At 32.2% G+C, this 17,256-nt stretch carries 17 protein-coding genes and 1 tRNA gene; 11 read left to right on the top strand and 7 right to left on the bottom strand.

All coding sequences use genetic code 11. From position 1 onward, the window contains the following. Positions 1-13: 13 nt before the first annotated feature. Positions 14-1,345 carry a DUF58 domain-containing protein gene (locus BTO05_RS13290; RefSeq protein ID WP_087493136.1) on the top strand — a complete coding sequence of 444 codons (1,332 nt, stop codon included), beginning with the start codon at positions 14-16 and terminating at the stop codon, positions 1,343-1,345. Positions 1,346-1,475: 130 nt separating this feature from the next. Next, complete coding sequence (locus BTO05_RS13285) at positions 1,476-1,889, top strand: DUF2141 domain-containing protein (RefSeq protein ID WP_087493135.1); 414 nt, start codon at positions 1,476-1,478, stop codon at positions 1,887-1,889. A gap of 64 nt (positions 1,890-1,953) precedes the next feature. Here BTO05_RS13285 and BTO05_RS13280 read toward each other — a convergent pair whose 3' ends face one another. Continuing rightward, on the bottom strand, positions 1,954-2,433 hold the full coding sequence (locus BTO05_RS13280) for a Dps family protein (protein ID WP_087493370.1): 480 nt from the start codon (positions 2,431-2,433) through the stop codon (positions 1,954-1,956). Positions 2,434-2,533: 100 nt separating this feature from the next. On the opposite strand from BTO05_RS13280, the gene BTO05_RS13275 reads away from it, so the two are divergent. Then, positions 2,534-3,472: a LysR substrate-binding domain-containing protein gene (locus tag BTO05_RS13275; RefSeq protein ID WP_087493134.1), complete on the top strand. Its 939-nt coding sequence runs from the start codon at positions 2,534-2,536 to the stop codon at positions 3,470-3,472. 32 nt (positions 3,473-3,504) lie between these two features. Here BTO05_RS13275 and BTO05_RS13270 read toward each other — a convergent pair whose 3' ends face one another. From BTO05_RS13270 to BTO05_RS13255, 4 genes are all read right to left on the bottom strand, one after another. Beyond that, on the bottom strand, positions 3,505-3,702 hold the full coding sequence (locus tag BTO05_RS13270; RefSeq protein WP_087493133.1) for a hypothetical protein: 198 nt from the start codon (positions 3,700-3,702) through the stop codon (positions 3,505-3,507). A 336-nt stretch (positions 3,703-4,038) separates the two neighbouring features. Then, on the bottom strand, positions 4,039-5,553 hold the full coding sequence (locus BTO05_RS13265; protein WP_087493132.1) for a RagB/SusD family nutrient uptake outer membrane protein: 1,515 nt from the start codon (positions 5,551-5,553) through the stop codon (positions 4,039-4,041). A gap of 281 nt (positions 5,554-5,834) precedes the next feature. Then, entirely contained in the window at positions 5,835-6,635 is an 801-nt protein-coding gene (locus tag BTO05_RS13260; protein ID WP_087493131.1) for a TIGR00266 family protein, read from the bottom strand. Positions 6,636-6,700: 65 nt separating this feature from the next. After that, the gene (locus tag BTO05_RS13255) at positions 6,701-7,156 is read right to left on the bottom strand and encodes a DUF4442 domain-containing protein (RefSeq protein ID WP_087493130.1); all 456 of its coding nucleotides are present in this window, start codon (positions 7,154-7,156) and stop codon (positions 6,701-6,703) included. Between the two features lie 383 nt (positions 7,157-7,539). Here BTO05_RS13255 and BTO05_RS13250 point away from each other — a divergent pair, with 383 nt between their 5' ends. The 6 genes from BTO05_RS13250 to BTO05_RS13225 all read left to right on the top strand — a co-directional run bounded on the left by BTO05_RS13250 (position 7,540) and on the right by BTO05_RS13225 (position 12,968). After that, positions 7,540-7,986, top strand: coding sequence for a DUF4870 domain-containing protein (locus tag BTO05_RS13250; RefSeq protein ID WP_087493129.1), 447 nt, complete (start codon positions 7,540-7,542; stop codon positions 7,984-7,986). A gap of 90 nt (positions 7,987-8,076) precedes the next feature. Then, positions 8,077-8,418, top strand: a complete 342-nt coding sequence (locus BTO05_RS13245; RefSeq protein WP_087493128.1) for a PadR family transcriptional regulator — start codon at positions 8,077-8,079, stop codon at positions 8,416-8,418. Beyond that, positions 8,415-10,280: a PspC domain-containing protein gene (locus BTO05_RS13240; RefSeq protein WP_087493127.1), complete on the top strand. Its 1,866-nt coding sequence runs from the start codon at positions 8,415-8,417 to the stop codon at positions 10,278-10,280. The genes BTO05_RS13245 and BTO05_RS13240 overlap by 4 nt, the downstream gene beginning before the upstream one ends. A gap of 99 nt (positions 10,281-10,379) precedes the next feature. After that, the gene (locus BTO05_RS13235) at positions 10,380-11,177 is read left to right on the top strand and encodes a DUF3471 domain-containing protein (RefSeq protein WP_087493126.1); all 798 of its coding nucleotides are present in this window, start codon (positions 10,380-10,382) and stop codon (positions 11,175-11,177) included. Between the two features lie 22 nt (positions 11,178-11,199). Further along, positions 11,200-11,934, top strand: a complete 735-nt coding sequence (locus tag BTO05_RS13230) for a head GIN domain-containing protein (protein WP_087493125.1) — start codon at positions 11,200-11,202, stop codon at positions 11,932-11,934. A 170-nt stretch (positions 11,935-12,104) separates the two neighbouring features. Beyond that, on the top strand, positions 12,105-12,968 hold the full coding sequence (locus BTO05_RS13225; protein WP_087493124.1) for a GIN domain-containing protein: 864 nt from the start codon (positions 12,105-12,107) through the stop codon (positions 12,966-12,968). A 65-nt stretch (positions 12,969-13,033) separates the two neighbouring features. On the opposite strand, the gene trxB is transcribed toward BTO05_RS13225, so the two are convergent. Then, on the bottom strand, positions 13,034-14,017 hold the full coding sequence (trxB, locus tag BTO05_RS13220; RefSeq protein ID WP_087493123.1) for a thioredoxin-disulfide reductase: 984 nt from the start codon (positions 14,015-14,017) through the stop codon (positions 13,034-13,036). Positions 14,018-14,180: 163 nt separating this feature from the next. Here trxB and BTO05_RS13215 point away from each other — a divergent pair, with 163 nt between their 5' ends. Beyond that, positions 14,181-14,660: a hypothetical protein gene (locus BTO05_RS13215; protein ID WP_087493122.1), complete on the top strand. Its 480-nt coding sequence runs from the start codon at positions 14,181-14,183 to the stop codon at positions 14,658-14,660. Between the two features lie 55 nt (positions 14,661-14,715). Here the strand turns inward: BTO05_RS13215 and BTO05_RS13210 are convergent. Beyond that, positions 14,716-14,790: transfer RNA gene (locus tag BTO05_RS13210), tRNA-Pro, on the bottom strand. 305 nt (positions 14,791-15,095) lie between these two features. On the opposite strand from BTO05_RS13210, the gene BTO05_RS13205 reads away from it, so the two are divergent. After that, complete coding sequence (locus BTO05_RS13205; RefSeq protein WP_410529716.1) at positions 15,096-17,240, top strand: TonB-dependent receptor family protein; 2,145 nt, start codon at positions 15,096-15,098, stop codon at positions 17,238-17,240. Positions 17,241-17,256: the final 16 nt, after the last annotated feature.

The following is a 17,256-nucleotide window of genomic DNA, read 5'->3' as shown; positions in this document are numbered from 1 at the left end:
ATTAGAAGAAGCAATGAAATTTATTAAATCCCTATATATCCACAAGCAATTCTACATATACATAGCGTTGGCTTCAGTATGCTTTATTTTAAGCTATTGGTTTTCGGGATTCTTTTCATTGGCTTGGATAATTACAATAATAATTGCAGTTCTATTATTAATTGACCTTATGATGCTATACAGCAGCAAAGAAGGTGTTTCAGCTCGTAGAATATTGCCAGATAAGTTTAGTAATAGCGATAATAATCCTGTGCCAATTACCGTTAAAAACCAATATGGTTTCAAAGCAGTTATAGATGTCATTGACGAGTTACCAATTCAATTTCAAAAACGTGACTTTTCATACAAAACAGAACTAAACCCAAAACAGACTCATGATTTTGAATATCTAGTAAGACCTGTTGATAGAGGCGAATACTATTTTGGTCACCTTAATATCTATGTATCTTCAATTCTGAAAATCATAAAACGAAAATATCAGTTTCAAAACAGGCAAATGGTTATGGTTTATCCGTCAATCATTCAAATGCAGAAGTACGATTTCTTAGCCATTAGCAATAAACTAAGTGAAATTGGTCTCAAAAAAATAAGACGTATAGGTCATACCTCAGAGTTTGAACAAATAAAGGAGTATGTCAGAGGTGATGATTTTAGAACCGTAAATTGGAAAGCTACTGCCAAGCATGCTCAATTAATGGTTAATCAATACCAAGACGAAAAATCACAACCCATCTACTCTATCATAGATTCTGGTCGTGTGATGAAGATGCCTTTTAATGGTTTGAAGTTATTGGACTATGCTATAAATTCTACTCTAGCTTTTAGTAATGTTGCACTCAAAAAGCATGATAAAGTTGGTATGATAACTTTTTCAAAAAAGATTGAATCCTTTATACCTGCTGTAAATAAACTAACATATCTCAATCGTATTTTAGAAACACTATACAACATCAATACACAATTTACAGATAGCGATTATGGATTGTTATTCGCGCAATTAAAACGTAAAGTAACACATCGCAGCTTGGTATTATTATATACTAATTTTGAACATTTAAGTGCTTTAAAACGTCAAATGCCATATCTACAAGGTATTTCAAAAAAGCACATGTTGGTTGTTATTTTGTTTGAAAACACTGAATTAGATGAAATTATAAATGCTAATGCCGAAGATTTACAATCTATCTACCACAAAACCATTGCTGAAAAATTTGCATTCGAAAAACGCTTGATGGTTAAAGAACTTCAAAAACATGGTATTCAAAGTATTTTAACTCCACCCGAAAAATTAACCATCAATACCATTAATAAATATCTTGAGGTTAAAGCTAGAGGCTTGTTATAAATTTTACTTTTTATATAAAATCACAGTTCGTCATAAAAAAAATACAGTTCGGTAAAAAGAATTCTGGTTGGTAGTTGTTTAGTTGGATATTTGAATCATCAATAACAAACAAACCATTAAAAACTCAATCATGAAAAATTTAATCTTAACAATCGCCTTAGCATTTTCTTCTTTATTAACTTTTGCACAAGATGGTATTACAATTACTGTAACTGTAGATAACGTAGCTAACAACAACGGTGTTGTAGCAATGGCTTTACACTCAGAGAACACTTTTATGAAAGCAGCTCCAATACAAGCAAAAAGTTCAAAAATTGAGGATAATAAAATAACTATCACTTTTGAAAACGTAAAACCAGGAGAGTATGCAGTACTTGGAAACCATGATGCTAACAACAACGGTAAAATGGATTTTAGAGAAAACGGAATGCCATTAGAAGCTTATGGTGCATCAAACAATGTTATGAATTTTGGCCCACCTAGTTTCGCAGATGCTAAATTTAATGTAGCCGATAAAGATTTAGAAATTAATATCCGTTTCTAAGAATATAAATCATCAATCAAAAAAGGGACTATTAAATAGTCCCTTTTTAGTTATAAATATAAAGTTATACGGTTTCTCCTAACCAAGCTTTCATCATCCAAACCGTCTTTTCTTGTTCGGTTATGAAATCACTCATCATAGAGTTTGTACCTTCATCGTTGGCTACATCTGACTTATTCAAAATCTGACGTTCAATTTTTAATAACTCCGTCAACGAATTTACAATTAACTGAACCGCATCGATATCTTTACTTATGTTTTTTCCAACTGGTACTTTTGCAGCTTTAGTATAATCATCAAAAGTATGCAGTGGCGTTGCTCCGAGCGTCAAAATACGTTCTGCGATTTCATCAACTTTTAGGTTTGCATCTGTGTATAATTCTTCAAACTTTACATGTAAATCAAAAAAAGCTCGACCTTTAATATTCCAATGAATACCTCTTAAGTTTTGATAATATAATTGAAAATTAGCTAGTAGCTGGTTTAAATCTTTTGCTAAAGCTTTTGTTTTTCCTGTATCTAATCCTATACTATTTAGTGTCATATTTGTTTGTTTTAATGTCATAAAATTAATAAATAATTACATTAGCACTTGATAGATTTTATGAATAGTTTTAATACTTTTATAGTCTAAATCGATTCATATGACAATCACCCAACTAAAATATACACTTGCTATTGCAGAGCATAAGAACTTCACCAAAGCTGCTGAGAGCTGTTTTGTAACACAACCAACTTTAAGTACACAAATACAAAAGTTAGAAGACGAATTAGACGTCATAATATTTGATAGAGGAAAAAAGCCTATCGAACTTACTGATGTAGGTCGTAAAATAGTGTTTCAAGCTCGGAATATTGTTAATGAAGCAGAACGTATTCAGGATATTGTAGACCAACAAAAAGGTTTTATTGGAGGCGAATTTAGGCTAGGTATTATACCAACAGTAATGCCTACTTTACTTCCAATGTTTTTGAAAAATTTTATAAAAAAATATCCGAAGGTAAAATTAAAAATAGAAGAATTAACTACTGATGAAGTTTTGGCGCGTATAAATGATGGTCATTTAGATGCTGCTATTGCTGCCACACCTTTAGAAAACGAAACAATAAAGGAACGTGTTCTCTATTACGAACCATTTGTAGCATATATTCCAGAAAATCATCGTCTTAGAGACAAAAAAAAGATAGAGGTTTCAGATTTAGATATTGAAGATATGCTGTTGCTCGAGGATGGTCACTGCTTTAGAGATGGTGTGCTTAACCTTTGTAAAACTTTCAAAGACCAAACAGAAGATGGCTTTCAGCTAGAAAGTGGAAGTATAGAGACCCTAATTAAACTATCGAACGAAGGTCTAGGGATGACACTTTTACCTTATTTACACACTATGGATTTTAGAGAGAAACTAAGCCACAACCTTAGGCACTTTACTGAACCATCGCCAGCTAGAGAAGTCAGTATCATTTATCACAAAAGTGAACTAAAGATGCAAATTATAGATGCTATGCATAACGTAATTTCAGGAATCATTAGAGGAGCTATCGCTTTTCAGAATGTAGAAATTATAAGCCCGTTATCAAAATAAGATAGAAAAAAGCGACTATAAAGTCGCATTTTTTATGCTTTTAGATAAATCATACATTGATTTAAATCTGGATTTTGATGTATTAAGTTTTGAATAAATATCCGTAATTCTTCTAATTCATATGGTAATAAGCGTTTTACGGCTTTTTCTACTTCTTTACAAAAAAGAGTAGTATCAAAACTCACCTTATTGAGTACAGTCTTGGTGTACTCGAACATTGCTCTCGCCATAATTATAATAGGGGTTTTAAGGTTAAACGAAAGGTAGCTTTATTCAATAGGCTTAATTTTAATTAAACCTAAATTTAGAAAAAAAATACTTCACTTTTATATTTGCAATACAAAAATTAACAGCTTCTTATGTTAAAAATCTCGATAGACAAAAGTTAAAAACGATTCTAGTTATCCAAAAATTATCAAAATTTGCAATCATGCTTAGTAACTGTTAACCCTTATCACATCAAAGAATATTCTTAATTTTTTAATAACTTTTTACAAAAAATAAGCGAAAAATCTTACTGAAGAAATTCCGCTTATATTTTGTAATTCTACAGAAAGTAATTACAACTAGTAGCCAGGGTTTTGCTCTGCTCCTATAGCTGGATTAGCATTAATCTCTACAATAGGAATTGGTAATGTAAATCTAAAATCACTAGCAGCTAATGTACATGCTCCACTCTGGATACCACATGCTATAGGATCTCTGTTAATACCTCTACCGCCAGCTACACCCGAACGCTTTAAATCTTTATATCTATGACCTTCATAAGCCAACTCTATCTTTCTTTCATCCAATACTGCACCTACAGCTTCCGAAACTGAAGAAGGAAGTGCTACTGTTTGTGCTGAACCAAATCTAGCAGTTCTTAATTGCTGTAATAAAGTCTGTACACCTGTAAAATCACTTTGGTATGCTCTTGCCTCTGCAGCAATCAATAACATCTCCGATGATCTAAATACTTTTAAATCATTCATTAATGGACGACCTTGTGATCCAGGATATTTTTGGATAACTAAAACATCATTGTTTACTGGGTCTGGATCATTTTGATAATCTGGACTAATTATAGATGTTGGTGATACCATTACATCATATCTTACATCACCTCCATTTGCTACACCTGGAGTGCTGGGAGATAATTCATCAAATACACTTCTGTCCATTTCAAAATAAGGTCCACCTTCTAATGTTGCGTTAACAAATGCAAAACGAGCTCCTGCCCATCCGCCTGCGTTTACTGAACCTGTGGCTCCTTGTCCATCAAAACCATCGTTTAATACACGCTCCATTTTCCAAATGATTTCAGTATTATCATTATCAAACCACATGTTTGTATACTGAGTTGTATCTGCTAAACCATAACTAGATAATAATGAATTAGCTAATGTTTGAGCTGTTGGATAATCTCCTCTAGTTAATGCAATTCTAGCTCTAAAAGCTCTAACTGCATCTTTAGAAGCAAACGTAGGGTTAGACTGATCGACTAATCCTGATTCAGCAATGGCTAAATCAGCATTGATATAATCCCATAAAGCACCTGTAGTATCACGTAGTGGTTGGAAACTTAAACCAGGTACAAAATCCACAACTGGAGCAGCTAAAGTTGCATCGTTTGTTGGGTCTGGACTGAAATATAATAACAACTCAAAATTTGCATATGCTCTGATAAAATGAGCTTGAGCTAAAGCATTGTTATAATCAGCTAAATCAGCAGCATCTGGCGTAATGTTAGTTGCAGCTTCAATAAGCACTGAACATCTGTTGTTTATTGCATAGTTACGTACCCAGAAGTTAGAAGCGGCTACACTACCTGCATTTAATACAAAGTCGTACAAGGCAAATCCTTGCCCACCAGAATCAAATCCTATTGCTAGCTCATCTGTAAAATTAGACGATAATGCAATCTCTGGAGTGGTATCTAATTGACCGTATAAAGCCAAAATACCGTTTTCTAAATCAGTAACAGTTCTGAATGCGTTCGCCGCACTCAGTCTACCTGGCTGGTCTATATCAATAGCGTCGTTACAACCCGTTAATAATACTAATAGCCCGATAAATATTATTTTATTTATTCTTTTCATAATGTTATTTTTTTGAATTTATATTTTACTATAAGTGTTTAATCTCAATTAAGAAAAAACCTTGAGATTATTTAACAACTAATTATTAGCATGTTTTAAGCTGAAATCTGGTACATTAATAATCAAATAATAGAACAAATAATAGGTTCCTAAAAATCTAAATAGTTTAGTAAAATTTCTCATTGCATTTTTTTTTGGTTCATATAAGCTAGATGATCAGAACTAAAAAAGGTTGCGTTTTTTACGCAACCTTTTTTTAAAACTTATATAATTTTAAATAATCAAAATCGATTATCTCCATCCAATAAATCACCAAGCCCACCAAGAATACTACCTTCTCCCCTACCTTTTCCTCCAGATTTTGGAGCAGACGCAATCACACGATCAGCTAATCGGCTAAAAGGCAATGATTGAATATATACTTTTCCTGGACCTTCTAGCTTTGCAAAAAACAAACCTTCGCCTCCAAAAATGGAATTTTTAATCCCACCAATAAATTCAATATCATAATTGACATCTTGGGTAAAACCAACAATACAACCAGTATCTACTCGCATTGTTTCTCCTGCTTCTAATGTTCGCTCGGCCATTGTTCCGCCAGCGTGAACAAATGCCATACCATCGCCTTCTAACTTTTGCATAATAAAACCTTCGCCTCCAAACAAGCCTCTTCCTAATTTTTTTGAGAATTCAATACCAACACTTACGCCTTTTGCTGCGCATAAAAATGCATCTTTTTGACAAATAAACTTACCACCAAACTCTGTTAGGTCAATAGGAATGATTTTTCCCGGATATGGAGATGCAAATGACACATTACGTTTACCAACTAAGTCGTTATAAAACGCTGTCATAAAAAGGCTCTCACCAGTAAGTATTCGTTTTCCTGCGCCTAATATTTTTCCTAAAAAGCCTTTATCTTTCTGTGAGCCATCTCCAAAAATGGTATCCATTTTAATACCATCGTCCATCATCATAAAGCTACCAGATTCTGCAATAACACCTTCTTGCGGGTCTAGTTCTATTTCTACATATTGCATTTCTTCTCCGTAAATACGATAGTCAATTTCGTGTGCTGTCATTTTATTGATTGTTTTTTGTTGATTAACTATATGTTGAATTCACTGAGGTTTTGTTACAAAAATTATTAACTCTTAACTTTTAATGTCCATTCAAAATTAAAATTAGACACTTCAACTCCTTCATTATTTACACCTTTAGCATTAAGCCAAACTGTTTGTCCTTCTTTTGTCTCTATGGCTTTTTTAATAGTCTCGTCGATTTTGTAACCTTCAGAGCATTCGAATGTAATCCTACCTGTTGCCTTTTTTGTAAATGATGCATTATTATTAGCAACTAACATTGATACTTTTTTACCACTTTCTTTTATTTTTTTCATGACTAATGCACCCGTTGTAAGCTCTGCTGCCATGCCTTGTACTGCCCAAAACATAGAATTAAAGGGGTTTTGATTGATCCAACGATGCTTTACACTAACTATACACTTAACATCATCTAGATATGTTGTTCTTACTCCTGTAAAATATGCTGCAGGTAGCTTAAACATTATAAACTTATTGAGTTTTGAAGGCGTAATATTCATCTATAAAATATTTTAAATTTTAATAATAGTTATAGCAATATAAACATTTAATACAAGTGAACTTATCATTGGTAGGTGTTTTGAGATTTTGACTGTTATATTAATATAGTTCACTTTATTATGTTATTATTACTACTCTTAATTTTTGCTACAATAGCTCTCTTTTTAATAAGAGAACATCTATATCTTAAAAGGTAATTTATTATCAACTACAGTTATTACATTTAAGAGACTTACTCTGAAGCCATTGTTATTACTAAGACAACCATCATTTTAGCCTAATCTAAAATGTTAATAAAGTGTTAATTTTTAGTACCATGCGTAACATAATACCTTTTTAAAGACATATATTTGCATAAGAAACTATTATATACTTTTAAATCATGACGACAGACCACCATAAAAATATTGCCACGTTTATACATTTATCGACCTTTTCAAGATTTTTAATACCCTTTGGAAACTTTATTGGACCAATCGTTTTATGGCAGGTTAATAAAGAAAAATCAGATTTTGTAGATAAGCACGGTAAGCAAGCAATAAACTTTCAGATAAGTGTTTTACTATATGCCCTAATTATTGGTACGATAAGTATTCCGTTTTTCATCTTTAAGGTTTTTAATGGTATTGATTTTATCAATTTCAGTGGTTTTTATGATTTTCATATTAATATTGGTAAACCATCACCTCTACTCTATATAACAGGTGGATTAGGTGTTTTAGCTTTTTTGGGCTTCTTAATCGAGTTGGCCTTAATTGTAAAAGCCAGCCTTTCCGCAAGAGACGGAAAAGAGTTTCAGTACCCATTAACAATCAAGTTTTTAAAATAATTTCATCAATCTATGCTGAATTTATTTTCAGTATAAAAATCAAATCAATCAAAAAATGAACAGTTTATTAAAATTTAATCTCATAAGAATATGAAGATAGAAAACACAAAAGCACAAATGCGAAAAGGCGTTTTAGAATACTGCATTTTATCCATTCTAAAGGATGAAGACGCTTACGTTGCAGAGATTCTAGGCACGCTAAAAGACGCAAAAATGCTTGTTGTAGAAGGGACGATATATCCGCTATTAACAAGATTAAAAAATGCAGGTCTTCTCAATTATCGCTGGGAAGAATCAACCTCAGGACCACCAAGAAAATATTATGGTCTTACAGAAACAGGAAAATTATTTCTTAAAGAGTTAAACACTACTTGGAGTGAATTACAAAACGCAGTTAACCTAGTCACAAGTACAAAAACACCAAAAAAATGAATAAAACAGTCAATATAAATTTAGCAGGGATATTCTTCCATATTGATGAAGATGCATATCTTAAGTTACAGCGCTATCTTGAGGCTATAAAACGTTCATTTACAGACTCTCAAGGTCGTTCAGAAATTATTTCTGATATCGAAGCACGTATCGCAGAATTATTTAGCGAACGTATACAAAATGATAAACAAGTTGTGGGTGTTAAACTCGTAGACGTGGTGATTACCATAATGGGGCAACCAGAAGACTACTTGGTTGATGACGAGATATTTGAAGACGAGCCACAACAAAAAAGACAAACCAAATCAGGTCCGAATAAAACCTTATACAGAGACACAGACAACTCTTACGTTGGTGGTGTAGCATCAGGTTTTAGCCATTATTTAGGCATAGATATGATTTGGGTACGTTTACTATGGGTGTTATTTACATTCCTTTCTGGAGGAACATTCATTATCATATATCTTATTTGTTGGGCATTAATACCTGAGGCAAAAACGACTGCCGAAAAGTTAACAATGACCGGAGAAGCTGTAAACATCAGTAACATCGAAAAAAAAATTAAAGACGGTTTTGATAGCGTTTCTGATAAGCTAAAAAATGTAGATTTCAAAAAACACAGTGATAACCTAAAAGAAGGGTTTGAAAACGTTGCAGATAATATTTCTGAAACAGTAAAAAGTGTCGATTTTGATAAGCAAAGTAATCGCTTAAAAAATAAATCTCGCAACTTCTTTGAGACTATCGGAGACATAATTATGTTCTTTCTTAAGATTTTCGCAAAATTCTTTGGGATTATAATGATTATAGTTGGTGTTAGTACATTAATTGCTTTATTAGTAGGATTTTTTACAGTTGGAGTTACAGATGTTATTCATTTCCCTGGAATAGATTTTTTAGAGATTGGTAATGCTGCTAATATTCCAATTTGGTTAATGTCACTGCTTTTGTTTTTAGCTATTGGTATTCCGTTTTTCTTTCTATTTTATTTAGGATTAAAAATATTAGTGAATAATTTGAAATCTATTGGGAATCCAGCAAAATTCACATTACTAGGATTATGGATTATTTCAATTTTAGGGTTAATAGTTACAGGAATTAAACAAGCCTCAGAGCATGCTTTTGATGCAGAAACTGTTTCAAAAAAAGAACTTAGTATTACAGCTAATGATACTTTAAAAATTAGTGTAGCTGGATACGACCGCTATGATAATTACTATTATAGAAATCACAATAATTTTAAACTGATTGAAGACGATGAAGGTCGGAAAATTGTATCAAACGATATTAAACTGATAGTCTATTCAACAACAGATTCTGTTGCAAAAATTACAATTGTCAAAGAAGCTAGCGGTAGTAGTTACAGAGTAGCTAAAGAACGTGCAGACAACATAAATTATAGTTATGGATTTGCTAATAAAGAATTGAAACTTGAAGCCTACCATACCACAGATGTAGACAATAAATATAGTGAACAACAAGTCCGTATTATTGTCTATTTGCCAGAAGGCAGCACGCTAATAGTCGACAAAGATTTAAGTAGATACATCAGAAGAACATATCGAAGTTATAATAGTATCATATACAATACTAACTACGGTAAGTATCTAAAAGTAAAACAAAACGAAGTTGAATGCTTGGACTGCGAGTACAATGAAGTCAATGAAAGTAAGTCCACAAACTTTAGTAATAATGACAAGACATCATTGAAAATTAATTCTGAAGAAGGCATCGTCATAAAAACTGGAGATAGCGTAAAACTAAAAATAGATTCGGATGGCATCAAGGCAAACGGTTCGGATATTCAAGTAAAAATAGATGACAAAAACGGTGTAGAAATCAAATCAAAAAACGATAATTAACAATTCAGACCAATCAATCAACAGTTCAGGTATTTAAAATTCAATCAACCTATCATCTTTTAGATATTTGAACTGTTTTAAAAAACGAATCAATCAAAAATGAATCAATCAATCAAATTACTTGCAGTATGCATTATCGGATTACTAATCAACTCCGATATTGCATTTGCGCAAGTAAACAAAAATTCAGAGCTTTTTAAAACTTTAAAATCAAATGATAGCATACTCTTTAAAGTAGGATTCAATAAATGTAAAATCGAGAAAAGTGCAAAATTAATGTTTGACGATTTAGAGTTTTACCATGATAAAAGTGGAATAACAAATTCTAAAGCAGAATTTATTTCTGTAATGAAAAATGGACTTTGCAAGCCAAACAATACAGAAAAACCTTATCGTTTCCTTGTAGAAGGAAGTTTAGAAGTATTTCCGCTATATAACAACGATACGCTTTATGGTGCTTTGCAAAATGGAAAACATTTCTTTTCGCCAGATAAAACTATGACTTATGAGAAAAGTAATAATTACGCATTGTTTTCGCACTTATGGATTTTAGAAAATAACGTGTGGAAAATAAAACGTGTGATTAGTTACAATCACGTTTCAAAAGAAGTTGTACAAAGCATAGAAGAAGTTACTGTATCCAAAGAACTGTTGGTGAAATATAGTGGTAATTATAAAGCCCAATATAGTGGAGATGTTATCATTAAATTAGAAAATAACAAACTATTTATTAAAGCAGAAGGTCTAGAGACCACATTAACAGCAATAGCAAAAAATAAATTTGCACACCCTAAAGCACCTTTAGTATTTGAATTTATATTAGATAAAAATGGTGAAACTAGAGAAATAATAGTCAACCAAAATGGAAAAATGGTAGAAAAAGCTACCAAACAATAAATCATCAATTAAACAAACAATCATGAGCACATTAGCAAGAATTATCGCAGCTGGTATCGTAGCACTTTTTATGACGTCCTGCAACTTTGACATTAATTTTGGACCTGGAGTTTCAGGCAACGGAAATGTCATTACTGAAACTAGAAGTATATTAGAAGATTTTGACAGAATCAAAGTAAGCAGAGGTATTGAAGTAGAATTAACTCAAGGAAACTCTGTAGCTTTAAAGGTAGAAGCAGATGAAAATTTACATGACGTTATTACTACTGAAGTAGATGAAGATAATGGTATTTTAAGAATTTCGTCAAATGAAAATATCAAATCATCAAGTTCTAAAAAAGTAATTCTAACGGTTAAAAACTTAAATAGTATCGAAACTTCAAGTGGTGCTTACGTTATGGTTGAAAACACCTTAACAACTGAAGAATTAGATTTAGAAAGCACAAGCGGAAGCCACATCAACGCTGACGTTTCTACCGAAAAACTAATTTGTCAAACTACAAGTGGCGCAGGCATTAAAGTCAGTGGTGAGACTAACAACCTTAGAGCAGAATCTACAAGCGGAAGCTACATTAAAGCAAATAACCTTGAAGCACAAACTACTAGAGTTTCTGCAACAAGTGGTGCTAACATTACGGTAAATACCTCAAAAGAATTAACAGCTAGCGCAACAAGCGGAGCGAGCATTAAGTATTCTGGTAATCCAGAGAAAGTAAATAAAAATGCTGGAGTTTCAGGTAGTATCAGAAAAGACTAGACTTCAATCAACCAATCGACCAATCAATCCTGAATACCAATTCAGTTTATAAAAGCCATCTCAAACACAATACTGTTTGGGATGGTTTTTGTATATATTTATTTTATAAACGTCTTTGAATTCAAAAAATACGTATAATTACAAAGATCAAAGTTTTAAATCTAAATATAATGACAGCAAATAAAGTTATTTATGCTTTCGTATTCCTTATTGGTTTAACATCCATTAGCTATGCACAAAAAGCTGAAAAAATAAAAGGAAATAGAGATGTTACAGTAAAACAAACTTACATTGATGGTTTTAATACTTTAATTATCAAAAATGATTTTGAAGTCAAAATTGCTTACAATAGCAAATCTTCTGTCGAAGTTGAAGCTGATGATAATCTTCATGAAATTATAGATATAAATGTTAGTGATGGTACTTTATCGATTAGTACTTCTAAACGTATTACATCAAAAAAGAAGCTTATTATAACTGTAAATTATAGCGACAATCTTGAAGATGTAGAGCTTTACGACAGTGCAGAATTACGCTCTTTAACATCTATGGAACTAAATGATTTTAAACTTAAAATAGACAATAATTCAAGAGCCTACCTCAACTTAAAAGCTACAAACTTTAGTTTTACTGCATCAAATAGGACTAAAAGCAGGCTTAATATAACAGCAGATAGTTCCTCTTTTATAATGAGTGACAATAGTAAACTAGATGCATTATTAAATAGTAAAACTACAAGTTTTGATTTATATCAAAATGCAGACGCAACAATCGAAGGTGATACAGAAAACTCAACCTTACGTTTAGATAATTCAGCAAAATTTATTGGTAAAGCATTCACCATACAAAACGCAAATGTTTTGATAGAAAGTAATAGTGATGCTACGCTTAACATAACTACTGAGCTTAAACTTAATGCCTCCGGAAACACTGAAACATTTGTCTATGGCGAACCAAAAATTATTTTAGAAACCTTTTCTGACACTGCAAAACTTCAAAAAAAGGAAATGAATAATAAAGGATTGTTTAATTAATTCTAATTCATTTTTAAAAGCATAAAAAAAGCCGAAGATTACTCTTCGGCTTTTTTTATATATAACTAATTGTAAGTTGGAGTCACAACTTCAAAATCAGCATCTTTTGATGCTAAATAACGCTCTGCGTCTAAAGCAGCCATACAACCTGTTCCAGCAGCAGTAATTGCCTGTCTGTATACATGATCGGCAGCATCTCCACTCACAAAAACACCTTCGACATTAGTTTTGCTTGTTCCTGGCACTTCATTTATGATGTAACCAGTTTCATCAAGATTTAAATAATCTTCAAAAATATCAGTATTAGGTTTATGTCCAATAGCTACAAAAAAGCCAGTTGCTGGAATTTCATGAACATCTCCAGTGACATTATTCTTAACTCTAACACCAGTTACAACTTGTCCATCACCTAAAACTTCTTCTGTTTCAGTATTATAGAGGATTTCGATGTTTTCAGTATTTTGAACTCGAGCAGCCATAATCTTGGATGCTCTAAACTCATCTCTACGCACTAGCATAGTCACTTTTTTACATAGTTTTGAAAGGTAATGTGCTTCTTCACAAGCAGAATCTCCAGCACCTACAATTACCGTTTCTTGATTTCTATAAAAGAAACCATCACATACAGCACATGCAGAAACTCCACCTCCTAATTTTAAATATTTTTGTTCAGATGGTAGTCCTAGATATTTAGCAGAAGCTCCTGTAGATATTATAATAGTATCTGCATGGATTTCTTTTTCACCATTAATCCAAACTTTATGCAAATCTCCAGAAAAATCAACTTTATCAACCCAACCGTGACGTATGTCAGTTCCAAAACGCTCGGCTTGCTTTTGTAACTGAATCATCATTTCTGGCCCAGTAATCCCATCAGGGTATCCTGGAAAATTCTCAACATCATTAGTTGTCGTCAATTGACCACCAGGTTGTTCTCCTTGATATAAAACTGGTGCCATATTTGCTCTTGCTGCATATATCGCTGCAGTATAACCTGCAGGACCAGAGCCAATTATTAGGCACTTTACTCTTTCTATAGTATCTGACATATTTTATTCATTTTATCAAAACAAAAGTAGTTTTTTTACCTAAAACCTTACATAGAAGTTATCAACAGAAACAATGGTTTTATTCATAAATTTTATCACTTCCAATCACATTATTTATTTTTTTGTAACTTATTGAATATTAACTTCTTCAAATCAACATGTAATGAAAACAATCATCAACTATCTATTACTCCTAATTTTTATTTCATCTTGTGCTAATGATAAATCTACAATTCCAAAATCAGATAACTCAAGTATTATAAAGACTGAAATAAAACAAACTCCATTAGAAGGCAACTGGGAAATGATAGGTTTCTATAACTATAAAGACAATAAGGTTACAGACTCTTTTAACACCAACGAAGGTTATCGACAAGTAAAAATGTTTAATAAAGACAAGGTAATGTGGAGCAAATTAGTGCCTACTGACTCTATCGAATGGTTTGGTTATGGCAGTTATACAGCAACAGATTCTACATTAACAGAAATCATGCAATATGGATCAAGCGTAATGAACAAAGTCATCGCCGAAAAAAAAGAATTTAATTACAAACTCGTTGTTGATGAAAATAAGTTTAGTCAAATACAAATCGATGAAGATGGCAACATGATGTACTCTGAAAATTATAAGCGTATTAATTGAAGTTATAAATAGAATCAAATAAAAAAAGCTGAACATTGATGTTCAGCTTTTTTTGTCGGGGTGGCAGGATTCGAACCTGCGGCCTCCACGTCCCAAACGTGGCGCGATAACCGGGCTACGCTACACCCCGAATAGTTATCATTTTAGGAGTGCAAATATAGATAAAATACAAAGTTTACCAACTAAGATTTCAAAACTTTTTAACCTTAACAAATAATTTAGAAGAGATAGTGATTTATATCTGTTAATTTGTGTTGTTAAAATCAAATTATTATCAGACACCAACTCTTTTTTTCTTTAAAAACTCTAATAGTTTTAATAGGATTTTACTCTAGCTTTTCTGGGTTTTCACAAATCAAAGGAAAAGTAATAGATAGTCAAACTAGTATAGCAATCTCAAACGTATCAATAATACATAATAGTAAAGGAAAGCGAGTGTTTTCAGATGAGTTTGGTTATTTCGAAGTCAATTCTAAGGGTAATTATCTCTTTGAAAGTATTGGCTACAATACCATTACAATAAATATAGACTCTGAAGATTTTTTAATAGTTCAACTAATATCTAAACCTTCTGAATTAAACGAAGTTGTTATAAACGCCAATCACATCCCTACTACTTTAAAAAAATCAGTCACCACAACTAATATTATTACACAAAAAGAAATTGAGTTAGGTAACGACATTAATATCTCTCAGGCATTGAATAGAACTCCAGGTGTATTTATGCAGAGTGGCGCATTAAACACAAATCGATTAACTATCAGAGGAATTGGCTCTAGAAACTTGTTTGGCACTTCTAAAATCAGAGCATACTTTAAAGATATCCCTTTAACTAATGGAAGCGGAGAAACTAATATTGAAGATTTTGAACTCAATACAATTTCTCAAATGAATATCACAAAAGGTGCTACTTCTAGTGCTTTTGGAGCTGGTTTAGGTGGCACAATCCAGCTAAATCCACTAAACGCTTATTTGAATGAAACCAGTACAAATTCAGAATTAACCTTTGGGTCTTTTGGATTATTTAAATCGACTTTAAACTTTAACCACGGAATATCAAAAAATAGTTTTCGTGGTGTCTACAGTATTACAAATTCTGATGGCTATAGAGATAATAATGATTATAACAGACAAACATTTACATTAACTTCCAATCACTTTATTGATGATAAAAACGAATTAACTTTTCTAGGGAGCTACGTCGACTTAAAGGCATTTATACCAAGCTCGATAAATCAAGATACTTTTGAAAATAATCCAACTGCTGCTGCATTTACTTGGGCACAGGCGCAGGGTTTTGAAGATTCGCAACGTGGTATTTTTGGATTAAGTTGGAATCATACTTATAACCCAAATATTAGACAAGTTACAAGTGTTTTTACCTCATTTCGAAATGGGTATGAACCAAGACCATTCAATGTTTTAGACGAAAACACCTTTGCATATGGTGTTAGAAGCCGACTTATAGGAGATTTTCAACTTCTTGAAAAGCCATTAAAATATACAATTGGTGGTGAGTTTTTTAAAGACCGCTATTCATCCAAAACATTTGAGAACTTGTACCAAAACTTTCCTGCTGGTACTGGAAGTGTTCAAGGCGATGAACTTTCGAATTTTGTAGAGTATCGCAAATACTTCAATTTATTTTTTGAAGTTAATTATGAATTATCCGAAAAAACAACATTTGTTGCTGGTCTTAATTACAACCAAACATCTTACGATTTAGAAGATAATTTTCCTACTTCTACAAACAATGTAGACCAATCAGGACAATTTGACTTTAACGGCATTTTATCGCCTAAAATTGGTTTATCCTATTTAGTTTCAGACAATGTTAGCATATATACAAGCTTTAGTCAAGGCTTCTCTCCTATTTCACTGGAAGAAACTTTGCTGCCAAATGGACAAATAAATAATGAATTAAAACCAGAGACAGGTTGGAATTATGAGATTGGGACTCGTGGAGGAATTTTTAATAACAAATTACAATTCAACTTATCCGTTTACAGATTGGATGTCAAAAACTTATTGGTAGCAAGACGAACGACACAAGATCAGTTTATTGGTGTAAATGCTGGACAAACACTTCATGATGGTTTAGAAATTTCTTTAAACTCTAATTTAATTAATAAAGAAAGTTTTACTTTAAATGGATTCTTCAACTATAGTCTTAACAATTATAAGTTTGAAAATTTTGTTGATGGCGACAATGATTTTTCAGGAAATGATTTAACTGGCGTACCATCTGAAATAGTAAACACTGGACTAGACTTCGCCACAGAAATCGGCTTTTATGCAAATATAAATTTCCAACATATTGGCAGACAGCCAATAACAGATAGTAATAGTCTGTACAGCGATAGTTACAATTTGACTAATCTAAAAGTTGGTTTCAGAAAAAGTTTTTCAGGAAAGCTAACATTTGATGTATTCTATGGACTAGATAATATCTTTGACGAAGCCTATGCCTCTCAGATATTAATTAATGCTAGAGGTTTTGGCGGTAGTCAACCACGCTATTTTTACCCTGGAAATCCTATAAACTATTATGCTGGCCTAAATATTAATTATCAGTTTTAAACAAAATATAACTAAC

It is taken from the genome of Winogradskyella sp. PC-19 (assembly GCF_002163855.1).
Classification (GTDB): Bacteria; Bacteroidota; Bacteroidia; order Flavobacteriales; family Flavobacteriaceae; genus Winogradskyella.
This window is presented reverse-complemented; position numbering and strand designations above follow the sequence as displayed.

Excerpts from the sequence above, each read along its gene's own strand:
- BTO05_RS13290 (WP_087493136.1), top strand. The coding sequence starts at position 14 with ATGAAATTTATTAAATCCCTATATATCCACAAGCAATTCTACATATAC.
- BTO05_RS13285 (WP_087493135.1), top strand. The coding sequence starts at position 1,476 with ATGAAAAATTTAATCTTAACAATCGCCTTAGCATTTTCTTCTTTATTA.
- BTO05_RS13280 (WP_087493370.1), bottom strand. The coding sequence starts at position 2,433 with ATGACACTAAATAGTATAGGATTAGATACAGGAAAAACAAAAGCTTTA.
- BTO05_RS13275 (WP_087493134.1), top strand. The coding sequence starts at position 2,534 with ATGACAATCACCCAACTAAAATATACACTTGCTATTGCAGAGCATAAG.
- BTO05_RS13270 (WP_087493133.1), bottom strand. The coding sequence starts at position 3,702 with ATGGCGAGAGCAATGTTCGAGTACACCAAGACTGTACTCAATAAGGTG.
- BTO05_RS13265 (WP_087493132.1), bottom strand. The coding sequence starts at position 5,553 with ATGAAAAGAATAAATAAAATAATATTTATCGGGCTATTAGTATTATTA.
- BTO05_RS13260 (WP_087493131.1), bottom strand. The coding sequence starts at position 6,635 with ATGACAGCACACGAAATTGACTATCGTATTTACGGAGAAGAAATGCAA.
- BTO05_RS13255 (WP_087493130.1), bottom strand. The coding sequence starts at position 7,156 with ATGAATATTACGCCTTCAAAACTCAATAAGTTTATAATGTTTAAGCTA.
- BTO05_RS13250 (WP_087493129.1), top strand. The coding sequence starts at position 7,540 with ATGACGACAGACCACCATAAAAATATTGCCACGTTTATACATTTATCG.
- BTO05_RS13245 (WP_087493128.1), top strand. The coding sequence starts at position 8,077 with ATGAAGATAGAAAACACAAAAGCACAAATGCGAAAAGGCGTTTTAGAA.
- BTO05_RS13240 (WP_087493127.1), top strand. The coding sequence starts at position 8,415 with ATGAATAAAACAGTCAATATAAATTTAGCAGGGATATTCTTCCATATT.
- BTO05_RS13235 (WP_087493126.1), top strand. The coding sequence starts at position 10,380 with ATGAATCAATCAATCAAATTACTTGCAGTATGCATTATCGGATTACTA.
- BTO05_RS13230 (WP_087493125.1), top strand. The coding sequence starts at position 11,200 with ATGAGCACATTAGCAAGAATTATCGCAGCTGGTATCGTAGCACTTTTT.
- BTO05_RS13225 (WP_087493124.1), top strand. The coding sequence starts at position 12,105 with ATGACAGCAAATAAAGTTATTTATGCTTTCGTATTCCTTATTGGTTTA.
- trxB (WP_087493123.1), bottom strand. The coding sequence starts at position 14,017 with ATGTCAGATACTATAGAAAGAGTAAAGTGCCTAATAATTGGCTCTGGT.
- BTO05_RS13215 (WP_087493122.1), top strand. The coding sequence starts at position 14,181 with ATGAAAACAATCATCAACTATCTATTACTCCTAATTTTTATTTCATCT.